Genomic DNA, 20,757 nt, shown 5'->3' on the forward strand with positions numbered 1-20,757 from the left:
GCCCCATGGATCGCAAGACATACAAGACCAGCGAAACAGTCGATTTCATTGTCGTCGGCTCGGGCGCTTCGGGCGGCATCATGGCGCGGGAACTGGCGCGCGCCGGCAACAGCGTCGTGGTGATGGAGCAGGGGCCTCGGCTGGAGGCCTACGAGTTCGAGCATGACGAACTGAAGTACCGGCACCTGTCCGGCATCACCAACAGCCCGACGGCCAATCCGCAAACCTTCCGTAGCGACCCGAGCAAGGCGGCGCAGCGCATGGAGCGGAATGCGCTGACCTATGCCCGCGTGGTCGGCGGCAGCAGCGCGCATTTCAACGCCAATTTCTGGCGACTGCACGAGATCGATTTTATCGAAGGCAGCCGGTGGGGCTCCATTCCCGGCGCCGATCTGGTCGACTGGCCGATCACCTATGCCGAACTCGAACCCTATTACACGATGGTGGAATGGGAAGTCGGGGTGTCCGGTCTCGCCGGTGCCAGCCCGTTCGACCCGCCGCGCAGCAAGCCTTATCCCATGCCGCCGCTGCCGGTGAAATCTTCCGGCGTGCTGTTCGAGCGCGGGGCGCGCAAGCTCGGCCTGCATCCGTTCCCGGCGCCGCTGGCGATCAATTCCGTGATCTACAAGGATAGGCCGCCTTGCGCGCAATGCGGTCTGTGCGGCGGCTTTGGCTGCGAGGTGATGGCCAAGTCCTCCTCGGTCTGGACGGTGATCCCCGAGGCCGAGGCAACCGGCAATTGCGAGATCCGCTCGGAGAGCTACGTGTTCCGCATCGGCATGAACGATGCCGGGCGCGCCACCGGCGTCCATTATTTCGACAAGGATCGTAAGGAGCAGTTCCAGAATGCCCGCGCCGTGGTGGTGTGCGCCAATGGTGCGGAGACGCCGCGGCTGCTGCTCAACTCCGCGACCAATGCCTTCCCGGATGGGCTGGCCAACTCCAGCGGCAAGGTCGGACGCTATCTAATGTGCAACAAGGGCGGCGGGGCGATGGCCCGGTTCGATCAGCCGCTCAACGAATATAAGGGCGCGAACGTCACCCGCATCTTGCACGATTTCTATGACGCCGACGAGAAGCGCGGTTTCTACGGTGGCGGCGGGTTCGACGCGCGCTCGGGCGGCCCGCTCACCTGGGGGCAGAGCGTTCCCAAGGGCACGCCGACATGGGGGCCGGGATTCAAGGAATATCTGGAATCCTATACCTATTGGATGAACTGCTCGGGCCACGGCACGTCGCTGGCGCAGGAGACCAACCGCGTCGATATCGACCCCGAACTCAAGGACGAGTGGGGCATTCCGGCGATCCGGGTGACGTACAAGGATCACCCTGACGACACCAAGCATGCGAACTGGCAGGCCGATCGGGCAGTGGAGATCATGGATGCCGCCGGCGCGACGCAGGTCGTCCGCAGTGAAGTGGGCGAAGGGCGCGGCGGCGTCCACCTGCTCGGCACCTGCCGCATGGGGAATAACCCGGAGACGTCGGTCATCGACAAATATCACCGGACCCATGACGTGCGGAACCTGTTCCTGTGCGATGGATCGAGCATGGTGACGTCCGGGCGCGGTCAGCCCACGCAGACGATCGAGGCCCTCGCCTTCCGCGCGGCCGAACATATCGCCCGGTTCGCGCGGACCAATCAGATCTGATCGCAGCCACAGGTGCCGTCTGAACAAATCGGACGGCCCCTGGGCAGGCCTATTGGACCCGTCCGCACTGCATGAATGGCGGCGATGACGGTTATCGCTACGCTCCCGCAATCACCCCATCGACTCTCATCATGACTTTGTCCTAAACCTGTCGTCGAGATCGATGATTTGGGTCATGCGCGCTCGTTCGCCGCCAAGAAGCGTCGGAGCGCGCTGGGCAGATGATATGCCCGGCACGCTGAGCCGGGTTCACAGAGGAGCTGGATGAATGAACCAGATGAGCAACGTGAAGCTCGAGCAATTCCCCTATTCGGAAGCGGCCAAGAAGGCGCTCGCCCGCAAGCCGCAGCTGTTTATTGACGGGCAGTGGGTGGATTCCACCGGCGGCGAGACGCTGGGCGTGATCGATCCCAGCTCCGGCAAGGAAATCAGCCGGTTTGTCGATGCGAGTGATGCCGACGTCGATCGCGCCGTGGCAGCCGCGCGCCGCGCTTTCGACGATGGCCGCTGGTCCGACCTGCCGCCCATCGTTCGCGAGACGATGATGCGTAAGCTCGCCGATATCCTGGGCGCCCATGCCGATGAACTGGCCGAGCTGGAAGCCATCGACAATGGCAAGCCAAAGGGCATGGCCGGTGCCATCGACGTGCCCGGTGCCATCGGCATGATGCATTATATGGCGGGCTGGGCAACCAAGCTGGGCGGCGAGATGATCGAGCCCATGTCCGCGCCGCGCGGTGCTTTCCACAGCTATGTCCGCCGCGAGCCGATTGGCGTCGCCGCGCAGATCGTGCCGTGGAACTTCCCTCTGCTGATGGCGGTGCTGAAGATCAGCCCGGCGCTGGCCGCCGGTTGCACGGTGGTGCTCAAGCCGGCCGAGCAAACCTCGCTCACCGCGCTGCGCCTGGCCGACTTCATCGCCGAGGCCGGCATTCCAGCCGGCGTCGTGAACATCATCACCGGCAACGGTCATACCGCCGGCGATCGGCTCGTGCGGCACCCCGATGTCGACAAGGTGGCCTTCACCGGCTCGACGGAAGTGGGCAAGATCATCAACCGCACCGCGACGGACAGCCTCAAGCGCGTCACGCTGGAGCTGGGCGGCAAGTCGCCGGTGATCGTGCTGCCGGACGTCGACCCCAAGGTTGTCGGCCCCGGCACGGCGCAGGCGATCTTTTTCAATTCCGGCCAGGTCTGCGTGGCCGGCTCGCGGCTTTATGCGCACAAGAGCGTGTTCGACAGCGTGCTGGAGAACTTCGTGGAAGCCTCCGCATTCTGGCAGCCGCGCGCCAGCCTCGATCCCGATGCGCATATGGGGCCGCTGGTCAGCGACGAGCAGATGCAACGGGTGATGGGCTATATCGAGGACGGCAAGAAGGCGGGCGCCTCTGTCGCCGTCGGCGGCGATGCGCCGGCGAGCGAGGGCGGCTATTATGTCAACCCGACCGTGCTGGTGGACGTGAAGCCGGACATGCGCGTGGTGCGCGAGGAGATCTTCGGCCCCGTCGTCGTGGCCCAGCGCTTCGATGATCTGGATGAAGTCGCGCGACAGGCGAACGATACGAGCTTCGGCCTTGCGGCCGGCATCTGGACCAAGGATCTCTCGGCCATGCACAAGCTGGCCGCGAAGCTGAAGGCCGGCACGATCTGGGGCAATTGCCACTCGATGATCGACCCCGCGCTGCCGTTCGGTGGTTATAAGGAAAGCGGCCTTGGCCGCGAGCAGGGCCGTCAGGGCGTCGAGGCCTATACCGAGCTTAAGTCGGTCATCATCGCCCTCTAACTCACAAATGAGCGCCCCCTCCTCAGCCGGGGAGGGGGGCGAGATCGGTCGAGGGACATGGCGGACCCGGACGACATCCGGAACTTTCTGCGCGTCGATGCGCGGATCACGACGTCCGGGCGACTTCAGTCGGGCGATCCTGCGCGCCTTGCCGAGATTGGCGTGCGCCAGGTCATCAATCTCGCGCTGGACAGTCACCCGGAGGCCCTGCCGAATGAAGCCGCGGAGATGGCCGGGGCAGGGCTGCGTTATACGCATATCCCCATCCCGTTCGATGCGCCGACCGAGCAGCATTATCAGGCGTTCGTCGCGGCGCTGGAGGCCGATGACGCGCCGGTGCATATCCACTGCATCATGAACTGGCGCGTTTCGGCCTTCGTCTATCGCTACCGCCGTGATGTGCTCGGCGTCGCCGACGAACAAGCACGGGCGCTGATGACGCAGATATGGGATCCTGCCGACATGGCGAAGACCGGGAGCAGCCCGGACCTTGGGCCATGGATCGAGATCATCGCGCCGCGCTAGACGGTGCGCAGGGAGAGGAGAGAGGCCATGACAGACTTTGCGGGGCGGCATGTGATCGTCACCGGCGCATCCAGTGGCATAGGACTGGCGACGGCGCGGATGCTCGCCACCCGTGGCGCGAGGGTTTCCATGCTCGCGCGACGCAAAGAGGCGCTGGCCGATCAGGCCCGGGCCATTGGCGATCATGCCGCTGCCTTCGCCGCCGATGTCGGTGACAAAGCCGCGCTTGAAGCCGCGCTGGCAGAGGCCGTGGGGCATTTCGGGCCGGCTTATGGGTTGTTCGCCAATGCCGGGCTCGCGGGCAACTTCGCGCCGGCGCTGGCCTATTCGCCCGAGCTGTTCGACGAGGTGATCCGTGTCAATCTGACCAGCGTCTTCTGGGCGATCCAGGCGCTCGCGCCGGGAATGGTGGAAGCGGGCGAGGGCAGCATCCTCGTCACCGGATCGATGGCCAGCAAGCGCGGCATGGCGATGAACCCGGCTTATGTCGCGTCCAAACATGGCGTACTTGGGCTCTCGCGCGCCATCGCCGTCGAACTGGCGCCACAGGGCGTGCGGTGCAACTGCATCGTTCCCGGCTTCATCGAGACCCCGGCCTTCGACCTGATCCCGCCCGAGCAAGCCGCGCGCATCAACCAGCGCGTGCCCCAGCGCCGGATGGGCAGCGCCGATGAACTGGCGGAGGTCGCCTGTTTCCTCCTCTCACCGGCTGCCAGTCATGTGACGGCGCAGAACTGGGCAGTCGATGGCGGCGTGCTCGATACGCTCGAAGTTTAAGGAACCCTCAGGATGACGCTCAAATATTACCACGCCGAGCCGCTGGCCAATTCGCTCAAGTCGATGATCCCCTTGAAGGAGAAGGGGTTGGCTTATGAATCGATCTATGTCGATCTCCACAAGTTCGAGCAGCATTCGGACTGGTTCAAGGCGATCAACCCGGAGGGGCAGGTGCCGGTGCTGGTCCATAATGGCGCCGTGATCACCCACACGACCGTCATCAACGAGTATCTGGAAGACGTCTTTCCCGAAGTCCCGCTGATGCCCTACGATCCGCTCGGCAAGACCAAGGTGCGCTACTGGAACAAGTTTGTGGACGAGCATGTCATGAACTATGTCTCCATGCATGGCTGGCACCGGCTCGTCGGCGTGATTGCCCGCAACATCGAGAATGGCGAGTTCGAGAAGTTGCTCGAGCATATTCCGCTCCCCGATCAGCGCAAGAAATGGGCGACCGCGCGCTCTGGCTTTTCCGAGACGGACCTCGCCAACGCGACCGATAAGATCATCTATGCGCTGCGCAAGATCGAGGCCCAGCTTGGTGAGACGCCCTGGCTGGCCGGCGAGATGTACACGACGGCGGACATCAATTTCTTCAGCCATTGCGGCGCGATGGTAGAGCGGATGTTCCCGGAGCTGGATGTTACGACCAACTATCCGCGGATCGTCGATTGGCGCGAGCGGGCGAAGGCGCGCCCGGCCGTCGCCGAGGCGCTGGCCAGCGAAGATCGCACCGCGCCGGGCCTGCGGACCTGGTCTGGCGACCGCTAGGCGCTGTAGCCGGCAACACAGTGAATTGAGATGAGTGAAGGAGTTTGACGATGCGTGCATGGCAACTGGCGGCGGGGGCCACCTCGATCGACGATCTTCATCTGGTCGAGCGCGATCAGCCCGCGCCCGGCCCCGGTCAGGTGGCGATCCGGGTTCATGCCTGTTCGCTCAACTATCGCGATCAGGCGGTGGTGCTCGGGCGCTATCTCGGCGGTCCCGTGCCCAGCCCGACGATCCCGCTTTCCGACGGGGCTGGCGAAGTCATTGCCGTGGGTGCGGGTGTGACGCAGTTCAAGCCGGGCGACCGGGTGGCCGGCACCTTCTTCCAGAGCTGGGACGATGGCCCGCCCAATCCGGCTGCGGGCCTTGCGCTCGGTGCGGCAGGCGCTGACGGGATGCTCGCCGAAGTGGTCGTTCTGCCTGAGCAGGGCGTGGTCCCCATCGCCAAGTCGCTCAGCTATGCCGAGGCGGCTTGCCTGCCCTGCGCCGGTGTGACGGCCTGGAACGCGCTGTTTGAAGGCCCACGGCCGGTCAAACCCGGCGAACGCGTGCTGCTGCTTGGCACCGGCGGGGTGTCGATCCTCGCGCTGCAACTCGCCAAGGCGGCGGGCTGCGAGGTCATCATTACCTCCTCCAGCGACGCCAAGCTGGAGCGCGCCAAGGCGCTGGGGGCCGATCATCTCATCAACTATCGCGAGATCGAGGACTGGGGTCAGCATGTCTCCACCACGATGGGCGGCGTCGACAAGGTTGTCGAGGTCGGCGGTGCCGGCACGGTGCAGCAAAGCATGGCCGCACTGCGCCACAATGGTGAGGTTGCACTGATCGGCGTGCTCAATCCCGTTGGCGGGCCTAACCCATCAGGCCTGATGTTCGTCGGCGGCACGCTGCGGGGTATTTTCGTCGGCTCGCGCGGCATGGCGCGGCGACTGGCTGCGGCAATCGACGTCAACGGCATCAAGCCGGTCATCGGCGCCCGTTATGCATTCGAGGATGCCAAGGCGGCCTTCGCGCATGGCAGCGGTTCGGAACATTTCAGCAAGGTGGTGATCGACGTTCGCTGAGATCGCGTGGCCCGCTTCATGTTCATACCCGGGGCCTGGCATAGCGGGTCGTGCTCCGAGCGTCTGCGCGCGCCGCTGGGGCGGGCCGGGCACAGCATGATCGCGCTCGACCTGCCGGGTGCCGGTGGCGCTGCGCGCGCCATGGCGCAGGTCTCGCTGGAGGGCTGGGCGCAGTTTATCGTTGGGGAGGCCCGGCGTCAGCCTGCGCCGGTGATCCTGTGCGCCCATAGTCGCGGCGGTATCGTCGCCAGTCAGGCGGCCGAACTGGCGCCGGAGGCGTTCGCAGCGTTGGTCTATATCAGCGGCGCGCTCATCCCCGACGGCAAAAGCCTGTATGACGTGATCGGGCGCTCGATGGAGACGGGCCGTTTCGGCGCCGCGCTCAGCCCGGTCCATGCAGGCCTTGGCTTGCGGTTCGACCCAGCGGAGGCGGCGGAATTCTTCTATCAGCTTTGCAGTCCTGAGGACCAGCGGCAATCGGTCGCGCGCCTCATCGACGAGCCGGTCAGGCCATTCGGGACAGCGCTGCGCCTCACTGCCGCTCGCTTTGGCCGCGTACCGCGCCATTACATCGAATGCGCTCAGGACCGGACCTTTCCATTGGACGTGCAACGCGCGATGCAGGCGGTGCTGCCTTGCCGCAGTGTGACCACGCTCCAGAGCGACCATAGCCCGTTCATTTCCATGCCGGAAACCCTCGCGGGTGCTTTGGCGACCATCGCAGAACAAGAATGAAGAGGAGAGACGGATGACCAGGAAATTTGGCTTCGGCGGCGACATCGGCACCATCTGCCAGATGGCCTATGTGGTCCGCGACATCCATCAGGCGATCGACTGGTGGATCGAGCGCACCGGCGTCGGTCCCTGGTTCGTCCTCCCGAGCTTCGGGGGGCCGGATCATGTCTATCGCGGCGAGACCTGCAAGAGCAGCAGCGCCATCGCGATGAGCTTTGCCGGCTCGACCAATATCGAGCTGATCCAGCCTTTGGACGACCATCCGTCGGTCTACAAGGAGACGATCGATCGCGTCGGCTATGGCTTCCATCACTTTGGCGTCGCGCGCGAGGACATCGAGGACGAGGTGGCGCGCCGGATCGCGCGTGGGGAAACATTGGTCCAGCGGGCGCCGGTTCCGACTGGTGGCTCTGTCGCGTTCTTCGAGGGCGGGCCGGGCGCGCCGGGCTTCGTCGAGCTGATTCCGGCAACGGGGGGCATGGATGCCGGCTTCACCACCTTTTGGGAGCAGACGCAGGATTGGGATGGCCGCGACCCCATCCGGCCCTTCCTGTGAGCCGGTTTAGGCCCCGCGCGACCTCAATCATATTGCGCAGCAACATGGCTAGACATGATACCCCGCGCCGTGGAAATGGCATGAACCGGCGATCCGTGGGAACCGGCTCCGATGGGGCCGGAAACTGGTTCGCTGGTGCAGCATGAACGTGCATTTTTTTGACGCCATTGCGAGGTGATAAATCCCTATCAATTCGCTAATTTCTGCGCCGGAGGGTCTGGGCGGCCTTCCAATTTTTCGTTTGTGTAACATACAAAATTTCGTATGTTCCGCCCGTCCATCGATTCGACGTTCTCGTCGAACGCAGACCCTTGTTTCTCGCGATCCAAATGGAGAGGCTCTCTGATGTCCAACCCTACCAATCTTGAGCAAGTGCTCAACGCCGCCGGCAACCCGGTGGAAATGCTGCGCAACAGCCAGATCGGCGCCTATGTGTATCCGGTCGTTGCTCCGGAATTCTCCAACTGGCGCTCCGAGCAGTGGGCTTGGCGCAACGCTGCCGTGCTGTTCGATCAGTCGCACCACATGGTCAACCTGTTCATCAAGGGCAAGGACGCGCTCAAGCTCCTGACCGATACGATGATCAACTCGCCCAAGGGCTGGGAAGTCAACAAGGCCAAGCAGTATGTGCCCGTGACGCCTTATGGCCACGTCATTGGCGACGGCATCATCTTCTGGGAAGAGCCCGAAGTGTTCTGCTATGTCGGCCGTGCGCCGGCTGCCAACTGGCTGCAGTACCATGCCGAGACCGGCGGCTACGACGTCGAGATCGTCTATGACGACCGTTCGCCTTCGCGTCCGATGGGCAAGCCCGTCAACCGTAGCTACTGGCGCTTCCAGATCCAGGGCCCGAACGCCTGGGACGTGATCGAGAAGCTGCATGGCGGCAAGCTCGAGCAGCTCCGCTTCTTCAACATGTCCACCATGAACATCGCTGGCCGCTCGGTGCGCACGCTCCGTCACGGCATGGCCGGTGCGCCGGGCCTCGAAATCTGGGGTCCGTACGAAGAGATGGAAGACATCCGCGGCGCCATCGTCGAGGCTGGCAAGGATCTTGGCCTGGTGCAGGTCGGTTCGCGCGCTTATCCCTCGAACACGCTGGAATCCGGCTGGATCCCGAGCCCGCTGCCGGCCATCTACACCGGCGAGAAGCTGAAGGCCTATCGTGAGTGGCTGCCGGCCAAGAGCTACGAAGCCACCGGCGCGATCGGCGGTTCGTTCGTCTCGAACAACATCGAGGACTACTACACCAATCCTTATGAGATCGGTTACGGTCCGTTCGTGAAGTTCGACCACGACTTCATCGGCCGCGAAGCGCTTGAAGCCCTCGATGCTTCGACGCAGCGCAAGAAGGTCACGCTGGCCTGGAACGGCGACGACATGGCGAAGATTTACGGTTCGCTGTTCGATGCCGACGCCGACTCGCACTACAAGTTCTTCGACCTGCCGCTGGCCAACTATGCCAACACCAATGCCGACGCCGTCCTCGACGCCGCTGGCAACACGGTCGGCATCTCGATGTTCACCGGCTACTCGTACAACGAGAAGCGCGCGCTTTCGCTCGCGACGATCGACCATGAGATCCCGGTTGGCACCGAGCTGACGGTTCTGTGGGGCGAGGAAAATGGTGGCACGCGCAAGTCCACCGTCGAGCCGCACAAGCAGATCGCTGTTCGTGCCGTCGTGAGCCCGGTTCCCTACTCGGTGACCGCGCGCGAGACGTACGAAGGCGGCTGGCGCAGCGCTCGCGTCGACGCCTGATCCTGATCCGTTGCGGGCGGCCATCCTACGGGGTGGCCGCCCCGACGACCTTCCGAAGACACTATAAGCCCCAATCGAGGCGAGGACTTTTCATGGCTACGGCAACCCTGGACAAGACCGCACTGGCGCGGCTGTTTGAAGACTACTCGCTCGAAATCACGCCCAAGGACGTGGAAGCGCTGCAGAATGCCGCGCACATGATCCCGCAGGGTACGCTCATTTCCTGCACCTTCTTGCCGGGTGCCGAGTTCGAGGATCGCGTCCGCGCGGCTCGGGCCATTCAGGACCTCGGTTTCAAGCCGGTTCCGCACATTTCCGCACGGCGCCTGCTGGTAAAGGAAGACCTCAACCGCTTCCTCGACATGCTCGCCGCACAGATCGACCTCAAGCATGTGTTCGTGATCGCCGGCGATCCTTCCGAACCGCTCGGGCCCTATGACGACGCGCTGGCCGTGATCTCCTCGGGCACGCTCAAGGAATATGGCATCCAGCATGTCGGCATCTCCGGCTATCCCGAAGGTCACCCGGACATCACCAACGAAAAGCTCGTCAAGGCGATGCATGACAAGGTTGCCTCGCTCAAGGAGCAGGGGATCGACTATTCGATCATGACCCAGTTCGGTTTCGATGCCGATCCGGTGCTCGACTGGCTCAAGCAGATCCGCGCCGAGGGCATTGACGGCCCCGTGCGCATCGGCCTTGCCGGTCCGGCCTCGATCAAGACGCTGCTCCGCTTTGCCGCCCGCTGCGGCGTCGGCACTTCCGCCAAGGTCGTGAAGAAGTACGGCCTCTCGATCACCAGCCTGATCGGCAGCGCCGGTCCCGATCCGGTGATCGCCGATCTCGTCCCCGCGCTGGGCGAGGAACATGGCAAGGTTCACCTTCATTTCTATCCGTTCGGCGGTCTGGTGAAGACCAACGAGTGGATCGTGAACTTCAAGGGCAAGCAGGGTATCTGACGCGCTCGCGTCCGCTGCCGCTCAATTAATTTCGGACAAAGACGGTCGGCCCGTTCCGGGCCGTATCATGGAAAGGCTAGGAGAATCATGGCTCAAGGCTCCGACATCGAAATCGCACGCGAAGCGAAGATGCAGAACATCGCCGAGGTCGGCGCAAAGGTCGGCATCCCGCAGGACGCGCTGCTGAACTACGGCCCGTACAAGGCCAAGCTGTCCTGGGACTTCATCAACAGCGTCCAGGGCAATCAGGATGGCAAGCTCATCCTCGTCACCGCGATCAATCCGACGCCGGCAGGCGAGGGCAAGACCACCACGACAGTCGGCCTTGCTGACGGCCTGAACGCCATCGGCAAGAAGACGGTCGCTGCGCTGCGTGAGCCGTCGCTCGGCCCGTGCTTCGGCGTCAAGGGCGGTGCTGCCGGCGGCGGTTATGCGCAGGTCGTGCCGATGGAGGACATCAACCTCCACTTCACCGGCGACTTCCATGCCATCACCTCGGCGAACAACCTGCTCGCTGCGCTGATCGACAATCACATCTACTGGGGCAACAAGCTCGGCCTCGATCCGCGCCGTATCGCGTGGCGTCGCGTGCTGGACATGAACGACCGCGCGCTGCGTTCGATCGTCAACTCGCTCGGTGGCGTGTCCAACGGCTACCCCCGCGAGGACGGCTTTGACATCACCGTGGCGTCGGAAGTCATGGCAATCCTTTGCCTCGCTTCGGACCTCAAGGATCTGGAGCGTCGCCTCGGTAACATCCACGCCGGCTACACCCGCGACCGCAAGGCCGTGCTGGCGCGCGAGCTAAACGCCTCGGGCGCGATGACAGTCCTGCTCAAGGACGCGCTGCAGCCCAACATCGTGCAGACGCTCGAGAACAACCCCGTGCTGATCCACGGCGGCCCGTTTGCGAACATCGCGCATGGCTGCAACTCGGTGCTCGCCACCAAGACGGCGCTCAAGATCGCCGACTATGTGGTGACCGAAGCCGGGTTCGGCGCTGACCTTGGCGCCGAGAAGTTTTTCGACATCAAATGCCGTAAGGCCGGCCTGAAGCCCTCCGCGGCCGTCATCGTGGCCACCATCCGCGCGCTCAAGATGCATGGCGGCGTCGACAAGGCCGATCTTGGCACGGCAAACCCGGACGCGGTGCGCAAGGGCGGCGTCAACCTCGCCCGTCACATCGAGAACGTCCGTCAGTTCGGCGTGCCCGTGGTCGTCGCGATCAACCAGTTCGTCACCGACACGGCCGAGGAAATGGCTGTCGTTCAGGAGATCGCGGAAGCCGCTGGCGCCGAGGCGGTCGAGTGCAGCCACTGGGCCAATGGCTCGAAGGGCACCGAAGAGCTGGCCCGCAAGGTTGTCGCCCTCGCTGAGGGCGGTTCGTCCAACTTCGCACCGATCTACGAGGACGGCCTCTCGCTGTTCGACAAGATCGACACGATCGCCAAGCGCATCTACCGCGCTAGCGAAGTGACCGCCGACAGCAGCGTACGCAACAAGCTCAAGGGCTGGGAAGCCGATGGCTATGGCCATCTGCCGGTCTGCATGGCCAAGACGCAGTACAGCTTCTCGACCGACCCGAGCCTGCGCGGTGCGCCGACCAACCATGTCGTGCCGGTGCGCGACGTGATCCTGTCGGCAGGCGCCGAGTTCATCGTCGCGGTGTGCGGCGATATCATGCGCATGCCCGGCCTGCCCAAGACGCCGTCGGCGGACTTCATCCGTCTGGACGACAAGGGGCAGATCGAAGGTCTGTTCTGATCAATTAAGATTGAAGGAGGCTAGCGGCCTCCTGCTTTGAGAGATTGGCCTGTCGGCGTTGCTGGCGGGCCATTTTCTTTTCCGGTTAACAAATGTTTACCATGCATTAACCATCGGTTAGACAGGCCTTGTCTGTGGGGGGCAAGCGAACGATGGTGCGCTATAAAGTGATGCTGGTTTTCGGCACGAGGCCCGAAGCCATCAAGATGTTTCCTGTCTATGATGCGCTGAAATCTCTGCCGCAGATCGAGACGAAAGTCTGCGTTTCCGCACAGCATCGGGCGTTGCTCGACCAGGTTCTCGACCTTGCTGGGATTTTGCCGGACTTCGATCTCGACATCATGGCGCCGGACCAGACGCTCGACACGTTGACGGCGCGGCTCATCCTCGCCTTGGGCGCCGTGTTTGACGCCGAACGGCCCGACAGGGTGTTGGTCCACGGCGATACCAAGACGGCGATGATGGCCGCCCTTGCGGCTTATTACCGTCGCATTCCGGTCGGGCATGTCGAGGCCGGCTTGCGCAGCGGCGATATCTACAACCCATGGCCCGAAGAGGTGAATCGCCGCATCATCGCATGCGCGGCCAATCTGCATTTCGCCCCGACACGGGGGGCCGCGGCAGCGCTGGAAGCCGAGCATACGCAAGGGCGGATCATCGTGACGGGCAACACGGTGGTGGATGCCTTGCTCGCGACTCAGGGCAGGCTGCGGGAGCAGCCTTTTTTGGCGGGCTCGATCGCCCCCGTGCTGCGGCGCTTTTCAGGGCGCCGGATCGTCATCGTCACCAGCCACAGGCGGGAGAATCTGGGGCAGGGGCTCTCGAACATTGCCGCCGCCATCCGCACCGTCGCCCAGCGCGACGATGTGGCCATCATCTGGCCGGTCCATCCCAATCCACAGGTCCGCGCCACGCTGGAGCCCGCGCTTTCCGGCCTGGAGAATGTCGCGCTGATTGAGCCGCTGGATTATCCAGGATTTGTGGGCCTGCTCGATGCAGCTTCCCTCGTGCTGACCGATAGTGGCGGTATCCAGGAAGAAGCGCCCAGCTTCGGCAAACCGGTGCTGGTTATGCGGGAGACGACCGAACGGCCAGAGGGCATCGAGGCCGGCACCGCGCGTCTGATCGGCACCGCGCCCGATCGAATTGTCGCCGAAGTAACCCGGTTGCTGGACGACCCCCAAGCCTATGCCGCCATGGCCCATGCCCATAGTCCTTTCGGGGATGGCCAAGCCGCCGCGCGCATCGCTGCAGTGCTGGCCGAGGAAGCCGCAGCGCGATGGGTGGTGGTGCCCAGTCTGGGAAATCTGCAATCGGTTTCCCAGGTGCCGAGCGCGCCCTGAGCGCGGCTTGCATCATGATCTCGTCTGCGATCGAGGCGAATAACCTGGCCGGGTCCATGGCGTGCGAGTCATTGTGGAAGTCGGGCGAACGGCCTGCACCTCGCTTACCGGCGGTTTATATGGGATTCGCAATGCAGGGCTGATTGGAATCCCCGATATGTCCCTTCCACGCAGTTCGATTCGTCTCCTTCACCAAGTCAACGGAAAGGAGCAGGTCATCCACCAATCAAGCAGCAGAATCCGACACAATCTAAAGTAGTTGCATTTGTCGGAGCAATCGATTGCAAAAATGCTTAGACAAAGTGTATTCATTTTCGTAAGTCGATATTGACGATCGACAGTAGGGCCGATCGCGCTGTCATATTGGGGAGGATCATGGCCAAAAATGGCTTCCGGCGCGCATCTGCGCTTGGCTTCGTGTCGTTTGCTGCGCTTGTTGCGTCGCAGGGTGTCAGCGCTCAGACGGGCACCGCACAGACCAATCAGTCCGAGGATGATGCCGCGAACACCGCTGACATTGTGGTGACCGGCACCCAGTTGCGCGGGGTTGCGCCGGTGGGTTCCTCGGTGATTGCAGTCGGTCAGCAGGAAATCCGCGACACGGGGCTGGCCACGACATCGGATATCCTCAAGACCATTCCGCAGGTGTCCGCCTTGGGGCCGGGCGAAGCCACGCTGGGCACCAACGTCAACAGCGCGACGCTCAACAGCACCCGCGCCAATGGCGTTAACCTGCGCGGCCTCGGCACGCAGGCGACGCTCACCTTGCTCGATGGCCGCCGCGCCCCTCCGGGCGGTGTTGCCGGCCAGCTCTTCGATGCCTCGGTGATCCCGGCCATTGCGCTCGAACGGATCGACATTGTGGCAGACGGCGCCTCGGCCACTTACGGCTCGGATGCTGTCGCGGGCGTTGCCAACCTCATCCTGCGCCGCAACTTCGACGGGCTGGAGGCCAGCGCGCGTTACGGCTTCGCTGATGGCTATGACGAATGGCAGGGCAATGCCATCCTCGGCAAGAAGTGGGACACCGGCTCGGTGATGATTGCCGGCGACTATTATTACCACAGCCGCCTGCGCCAAGAAGATCGCGCCGAGCTGTTCCAGTGCGATCAGCGTGCTTTTGGGGGCTTGAACAACTGCGCCTTCACCAGCTCGCCGGGCAATGTGATCGATCCCGCGACCTTCACCCGTTATGGGCTTCCGGGGGGCAGCGGCGAGAATTTGACACCGGCGAATCTGTCTACGGCGCCCAACTTCCAGCAAAGCTATGTGAACAATGATCTTCTGCCGCAGCTCAAGCGCTGGAGCGTCATTGGCCGCCTCGATCAGGAACTGACGCCTGCGCTCAAGATGTGGGCCAGCGGCTTTTACTCCAAGCGGACCCTGAACCAGCGCGCGGGGTCTCTGACGCTGGGCGCCGCGACGCCCGTACCGAGCAGCAATCCCTATTTCATCGAGTTCGCGCCGGGGCAGACCTCGCAGATCGTCGAATATGCCTTTAACGAATATGGGCCGATCCAGGGCAACATCTACGAAAGCTCCTACCAGCTGGCGACCGGGTTCGATTATTCGCTGGATGGCAATTGGCAGCTTTCCATCTACGGCTCCCATGGCGCCACGGAAGGCGGCGCCAAGACGGACGGTTTCCTGAACACGGCTTTGCTCTCCGCCGCGCTGGCCGATTCCAACCCCGCGACGGCCCTGAACGTCTACGGGACGGGTCAAAACAGTCGTGATCAGATCGACCGCCTTGTCGCCTTCTTCGACGTGACCGGCCTCTACACGGTCGACCTCGTCAACGTGAAGACGGACGGTGCGCTCTTCAACATCGGCGGCGGCGCGGTGCGCATGGCGGTGGGCGGCGAGTTCCACCATGATTATTACCGCAACACCGCCGCCGAGAATATCAACGGGCCGTCGCTCTCGCAGATCAACCTCTTTGGCGATACCGCCAGCTCTCGCGACGTCTGGTCGGCCTTTGCGGAGGTGAACGTGCCGCTGGTCGGTGCGGCCAATGCCATGCCGGGCATCGATCGGCTCGAGTTGAACATTGCCGGCCGCTATGATCACTATAGCGACGTCGGCGGAACGACCAATCCGAAGTTTGGCATTCGCTACGATCCCGTGCCGGGCGTCTCGGCTCATGCCAGCTACGGCACCTCATTCCGGGCGCCGACGCTGTCCGATACCAACCCCGCCAGTACGGCGACGGTGTTTTCGATCCCCAATTTCGGGCCGTTCGGCAATGTGATCGAATATGTCGGCGGCAATGCCGATCTCAAGCCTGAGAAGGCCACGACCTGGTCGGTTGGCGTCAAGTTCACCCCGCCGAGCAGCGGCTTCACTGCGTCGCTGGATTACTTCAACATCGATTATAAGGACGTGATCGAGACAGCGCCGGTGTTCAGCGTGCAGGTCTTCACCGACCCGGCCTACGCGCCGTTCGTGACCTTCAACCCGACCGTCGCGCAGGTGAACGCGATTTACGATCTGCCCTGGGCGCCGCCGGCGATCATTGCAGCTTCCGATGTCGATGCCATTGTCGATGCCCGCCGCAACAATGTCGGGCGCATCAAGATGGACGGGCTGGATTTCCTCGCCAACTATGCGTTCGATCTGGGCGGTGGATCGGCCAATATCGGCGTCTCGGGCACCTATCTGCTCAGCTATGGGCGAGCGACCGGCCCGACCTCGCCAACGGTGGACCGACTGAACCTGGCTAACTTCCCGCTGCGGTTCCGTGGCCGCGCCAATCTCGGGTGGCGTGGCGACAATTTCGGCGCCACGATGTTCGTCAACTATACCAATGCCTACACCAACACGGTGGGCACCATCGCGCCATCGCAGTCGGTCGACTCCTACACGACGGTCGATCTGACGCTGACCTACGACGTGCCCAAGGCGGACGGCGTGCTGAGCGGCCTGTCCTTCTCGCTGAGTGCGCTGAACCTGTTCGACGCCGCACCGCCCTTTGCGGCGATCGCCAACAACCAGGTCTATGACTCGACTGTGGCGAACCCGCTCGGCCGGTTTGTCTCGCTGACAGTCCGCAAGGCGTTCTAACTCTGTGTCACCCGTGCCCTCCAGCAGGGCGCGGGTGGCCGGATTGCTCTCGACGGGCAGGGGCGAGCGCGCTACCCCGCCGACATGATCGACTGTCCCTCATCGCCGCTGGCCCTGCATCTGGATCGTGACGCGCTGATCGCAAACTGGCGGTGGCTGGCAGGGCAGAGTGGGGCGGCAGCCTGCGGGGCAGCCCTCAAGGCCGATGGTTACGGGCTCGGCGCGACCGAGGTTCTTCAGCATCTGCTGGCCGCCGGGTGTCGGGATTTTTTCGTCGCGACATGGCAGGAAGCGGCGGCTCTGCTGCCATTGCTGGAAGGCGCATCGCTCAGTGTGTTGCACGGGGCGCGTTCTGAAGACCTCCCCTTTGCGCTGGCGGTACCGGCAAGACCGGTGCTGAACAGTGCCGCGCAAGTCGCCCGATGGAAAGCTGCAGGCGGCGGCCCGTGCGATGTCATGATCGATACCGGCATGAACAGGCTTGGCCTGCGCCCCGATGAGCTTGGCGCTGGCGTGCTGGATGGGCTGGAGATCCAGACACTCTGCAGCCACCTCGCCTGCGCCGATGAAACGTCCGGTCTGAACGCGGTGCAGCGCGCGCGCTTTGAGGCCGTGCGGCAGCAGGTGCCGGCGCGGCGGTACAGCCTGGCCAACAGCGCCGGCATTTTGCTTGGGAGCGATTACGCTTTCGATCTGACCAGGCCCGGGCTCGCGCTCTATGGCGGCCTGCCGACCCTGGCTGCGACCGGCCATATCCGCCCGGTCGTGCGTCCCCATGCGCAGATCCTCCAGCGGCGCCGGGTCGAAGCTGGCGAAACAGTGGGCTATGGCGCGACCTTCACCGCGAAGGCGCCCGTCGAGACGGCGATCGTCAATCTTGGCTACGCAGACGGCTATCTGCGCGCTTTTGCCGGGGGAGGGGCGATGCTCCATGGCGGAGAGCGGCTGCCGCTGCTGGGGCGCGTCTCCATGGATCTGATCGCCGTCGATGTCAGCGCGGCACCGGATCTGGAGGAAGGGGACTGGCTGGAGGTGGACTATGATCTGCCCACCGCCTCAGCGCACACCGGTCTGTCTCAATATGAGTTGTTGACCGGACTGGGCCAGCGGTTCGAGCGGCGCTGGGTTTAGTTATGAACCGCCCGCCAACGCGCTCAAGGCAACGCTGACGGGCCTGTTCTTCATTCCGCGGTGTCGGAGGCCTCGCCCTCGGCCGCCGGCATGTCCGCCTCGACCTCGTCCGTGCTTTCCTCAATCCGCGCGGCACTCACGACATGCTCGTTCTGCGCCACGTCGAACAGGCGCACGCCCGCAGAACCACGGCCGATCACGCGCAAACTGCTGAGCCCCATGCGGATGAGCTTGGCCTGATCGGTCACCAGCATGAGCTGATGCTCGCGGGTCGCCGGGAAGCTCGCCACGACCGGGCCGTTACGCTCGATATTGTCGATGTTGGTGATGCCCTGGCCACCACGCCCGGTGCGGCGATACTCGAAGGCCGAGGAGAGCTTGCCATAGCCATTGGCGCAGACGGTCAGGATGAACTGCTCGCGGGCGCGCAGGGCCTCGAAACGGTCGGCAGCCATCTTCGGCTCGCCCTCCTTCTCGCCCTTCCATGGAGCGAAGCGCAGATATTCTTCGCGCTCTTCCATGTCCTGAATGCCGGCGCGCTGGAGCACGGAGAGCGAGATGACCTCGTCGCCTTCCTTCAGCGTCATGCCACGCACACCGGTGGAGTTGCGGCTCTGGAACTCGCGCACATCATCGCCGCGGAACCGGATCGCCTTGCCCTGGCGGGAGGCCAGCAGCACGTCATCTTCTTCGCTGAGGAGCGCGACGCCGATCAGGCGGTCATCGGCGTCCTCACCCTCAAACTTCATCGCGATCTTGCCGTTCGAGGGGATATTCGCGAACGCATCCATGCTGTTGCGGCGCACGCTGCCCTTGGCCGTGGCGAACATGACATGGAGCTGCGCCCATTCATTCTCGTCTTCCGGCAGTGGCAGCACCGTCTGGATGGTCTCGCCCTCGGCCAGCGGCAGCAGGTTGACCATCGGACGTCCGCGTGTGGCCGGCCCGCCTTCCGGCAAGCGCCAGACCTTGAGGCGATAGACCTTGCCCAGCGTCGAGAAGAACAGCACCGGCGTGTGCGTGGAGGTCACGAACAGCTCGGTGACGACATCCTCTTCCTTCGTCGCCATGCCGGCGCGGCCCTTGCCGCCGCGGTTCTGGGCGCGGAAGGTATCGAGCGGCGTGCGCTTGATGTAACCGGACATGGTCACGGTCACGACCATGTCTTCGCGCTCGATCAAATCCTCATCCTCAATGCCGTCGGCAGCGGGGGCGAGGGTGGAGCGACGCGGCGTGGCGAATTCAGCTTCGATCGCGTCGAACTCTGCGCGCATCACCTCGAACAGGCGAACGCGGCTGGCGAGGATCTCGAGATAGCTGGCAATCGCATCGGCCAGCCCCTTGAGCTCGTTGCCGATCTCGTCGCGGCCAAGCGCCGTCAGCCGGTGCAGGCGCAGATCGAGAATGGCGCGAACCTGCGCGTCCGACAGATGATAGACGCTGCCCGAGGGCTCATCATCCGCCGCTTCGACCAGCTTGAGATAGGGCGCGATGTCCCCGATCGGCCAAGCGCGCGCCAGCAGCGCCTCGCGGGCCGCCGCCGGGCTGCTCGCCCCGCGGATCATGCGCACGACTTCATCGAGATTGCTGACTGCAATGACGAGGCCGAGCAAGATGTGCGCGCGGTCCCGTGCCTTGGCCAGCTCGAACTTGGTCCGACGCGTGATGACTTCCTCACGGAAGCGCACGAACGCCTCGATGATGTCGCGTAGCGTCAGCAACTCGGGCCGCCCGCCACGGATGGCGAGCATATTGGCCGGGAAGCTCGACTGCGCCGGCGTGTGCCGCCAGAGCTGATTGAGCACCACATCCGCCGTGGCATCGCGCTTCAGCTCGATGACGACGCGAACGCCCTCGCGGTTGGATTCATCGCGAATGTCCGAGATGCCCTCAATCCGCTTGTCCTTGGCCGCCTCGGCGATCTTTTCGACGAGACCGGCCTTGCCGACCTGGAAGGGAATTTCGGTGAGGACGATCTGTTGGCGGTCCCCGCGCAGCGTCTCGATCACATGGCGCGAGCGCATGATGATCGATCCGCGCCCGGTCGTATAGGCCGAGCGGGCGCCAGACTGGCCGAGGATGAGCGCGCCGGTCGGGAAGTCCGGCCCCGGCACGATTTCCATCAGCTCCTCGGCGGAGATCGCGCCGTTATCCATGTACGCCTTGCAGGCGCGCAGGACTTCGCCGAGATTGTGCGGCGGAATATTGGTGGCCATGCCGACCGCGATGCCGCCGGCGCCGTTGACCAGCAGGTTCGGGAAGCGGGCAGGAAGCACCTGCGGCTCGCTCTCGCTACCATCGTAGTTCGGCAGGAAATCGACCGTGTTCTTGTCGAGATCGTCGAGCAGCGCATTGGCGACCTTGGCGAGGCGCGCCTCGGTGTAGCGCATGGCCGCCGGCGAATCCGGGTCCATCGAGCCGAAATTGCCCTGACCGTCGATGAGCGGCACGCGCATCGACCAATCCTGCGTCATACGCGCCAATGCGTCGTAGATCGAACTGTCACCGTGCGGGTGGTATTTACCCATCACGTCGCCGACGATGCGGGCCGATTTGCGGTAGGGCTTGTTATAAGTGAAGCCCATTTCGTGGGCGCCGAACAGGATGCGGCGATGCACGGGCTTCAGCCCGTCGCGCACATCCGGCAGCGCGCGGGACACGATCACCGACATGGCGTAGTCGAGATAGCTCGACTTCATCTCATCGACGATGTTGATCGGGCTGATATCCGAGGGTTCGGCGAGGATTGTCTCGTCGCTCAAGCGTTTTCTCTTATGATTACGTGGTGGGAACTCGAAGCGGTGTGACTAGCCCGCGACTGCAGAAAAGGCCAGAGAAAAGGGCAAAATTGCACGCTGTCTCGAACCGGTCGA

Annotated in this window: 15 protein-coding genes; 14 read left to right on the forward strand and 1 reads right to left on the reverse strand. The window is 63.7% G+C overall.

The genetic code is table 11. From position 1 onward, the window contains the following. Positions 1-5 precede the first annotated feature (5 nt). The 14 genes from M2337_RS11210 (at position 6) to alr (ending at position 17,884) form a co-directional block, all read left to right on the forward strand. Positions 6-1,652 (forward strand): GMC family oxidoreductase, encoded by a 1,647-nt coding sequence (locus M2337_RS11210; RefSeq protein WP_264570298.1) that lies wholly within the window; start codon positions 6-8, stop codon positions 1,650-1,652. A 268-nt stretch (positions 1,653-1,920) separates the two neighbouring features. After that, a complete protein-coding gene (locus M2337_RS11215; protein WP_181559658.1) occupies positions 1,921-3,435 on the forward strand; it encodes an aldehyde dehydrogenase family protein in 1,515 nt (504 codons plus the stop codon). A 57-nt stretch (positions 3,436-3,492) separates the two neighbouring features. Further along, positions 3,493-3,960 carry a protein tyrosine phosphatase family protein gene (locus M2337_RS11220; RefSeq protein ID WP_264570299.1) on the forward strand — a complete coding sequence of 156 codons (468 nt, stop codon included), beginning with the start codon at positions 3,493-3,495 and terminating at the stop codon, positions 3,958-3,960. 27 nt (positions 3,961-3,987) lie between these two features. Further along, positions 3,988-4,737 carry an SDR family NAD(P)-dependent oxidoreductase gene (locus M2337_RS11225; RefSeq protein ID WP_264570300.1) on the forward strand — a complete coding sequence of 250 codons (750 nt, stop codon included), beginning with the start codon at positions 3,988-3,990 and terminating at the stop codon, positions 4,735-4,737. Positions 4,738-4,749: 12 nt separating this feature from the next. Then, positions 4,750-5,508, forward strand: a complete 759-nt coding sequence (locus M2337_RS11230; protein WP_264570301.1) for a glutathione S-transferase family protein — start codon at positions 4,750-4,752, stop codon at positions 5,506-5,508. 50 nt (positions 5,509-5,558) lie between these two features. Continuing rightward, a complete protein-coding gene (locus M2337_RS11235; protein WP_264570302.1) occupies positions 5,559-6,572 on the forward strand; it encodes a zinc-dependent alcohol dehydrogenase family protein in 1,014 nt (337 codons plus the stop codon). An 18-nt stretch (positions 6,573-6,590) separates the two neighbouring features. After that, entirely contained in the window at positions 6,591-7,307 is a 717-nt protein-coding gene (locus M2337_RS11240; protein ID WP_264570303.1) for an alpha/beta fold hydrolase, read from the forward strand. A gap of 13 nt (positions 7,308-7,320) precedes the next feature. After that, positions 7,321-7,863, forward strand: coding sequence for a VOC family protein (locus M2337_RS11245; RefSeq protein ID WP_264570304.1), 543 nt, complete (start codon positions 7,321-7,323; stop codon positions 7,861-7,863). 345 nt (positions 7,864-8,208) lie between these two features. Then, positions 8,209-9,624, forward strand: a complete 1,416-nt coding sequence (gene ligM / locus M2337_RS11250) for a vanillate/3-O-methylgallate O-demethylase (RefSeq protein ID WP_181559665.1) — start codon at positions 8,209-8,211, stop codon at positions 9,622-9,624. Positions 9,625-9,716: 92 nt separating this feature from the next. Next, positions 9,717-10,583, forward strand: a complete 867-nt coding sequence (locus M2337_RS11255) for a methylenetetrahydrofolate reductase (protein ID WP_264570305.1) — start codon at positions 9,717-9,719, stop codon at positions 10,581-10,583. Positions 10,584-10,670: 87 nt separating this feature from the next. Beyond that, a complete protein-coding gene (locus M2337_RS11260) occupies positions 10,671-12,347 on the forward strand; it encodes a formate--tetrahydrofolate ligase (protein WP_181559667.1) in 1,677 nt (558 codons plus the stop codon). 152 nt (positions 12,348-12,499) lie between these two features. Continuing rightward, entirely contained in the window at positions 12,500-13,690 is a 1,191-nt protein-coding gene (gene wecB, locus M2337_RS11265) for a non-hydrolyzing UDP-N-acetylglucosamine 2-epimerase (protein ID WP_264570306.1), read from the forward strand. Between the two features lie 375 nt (positions 13,691-14,065). Then, entirely contained in the window at positions 14,066-16,753 is a 2,688-nt protein-coding gene (locus M2337_RS11270; RefSeq protein WP_264570307.1) for a TonB-dependent receptor plug domain-containing protein, read from the forward strand. Between the two features lie 84 nt (positions 16,754-16,837). After that, complete coding sequence (gene alr / locus M2337_RS11275; protein WP_264570308.1) at positions 16,838-17,884, forward strand: alanine racemase; 1,047 nt, start codon at positions 16,838-16,840, stop codon at positions 17,882-17,884. A 50-nt stretch (positions 17,885-17,934) separates the two neighbouring features. On the opposite strand, the gene gyrA is transcribed toward alr, so the two are convergent. Beyond that, positions 17,935-20,646 carry a DNA gyrase subunit A gene (gyrA, locus tag M2337_RS11280; protein ID WP_264570309.1) on the reverse strand — a complete coding sequence of 904 codons (2,712 nt, stop codon included), beginning with the start codon at positions 20,644-20,646 and terminating at the stop codon, positions 17,935-17,937. Between the last annotated feature and the right edge of the window lie 111 nt (positions 20,647-20,757).

It is taken from the genome of Sphingobium sp. B2D3A (assembly GCF_025961795.1).
Classification (GTDB): Bacteria; Pseudomonadota; Alphaproteobacteria; order Sphingomonadales; family Sphingomonadaceae; genus Sphingobium.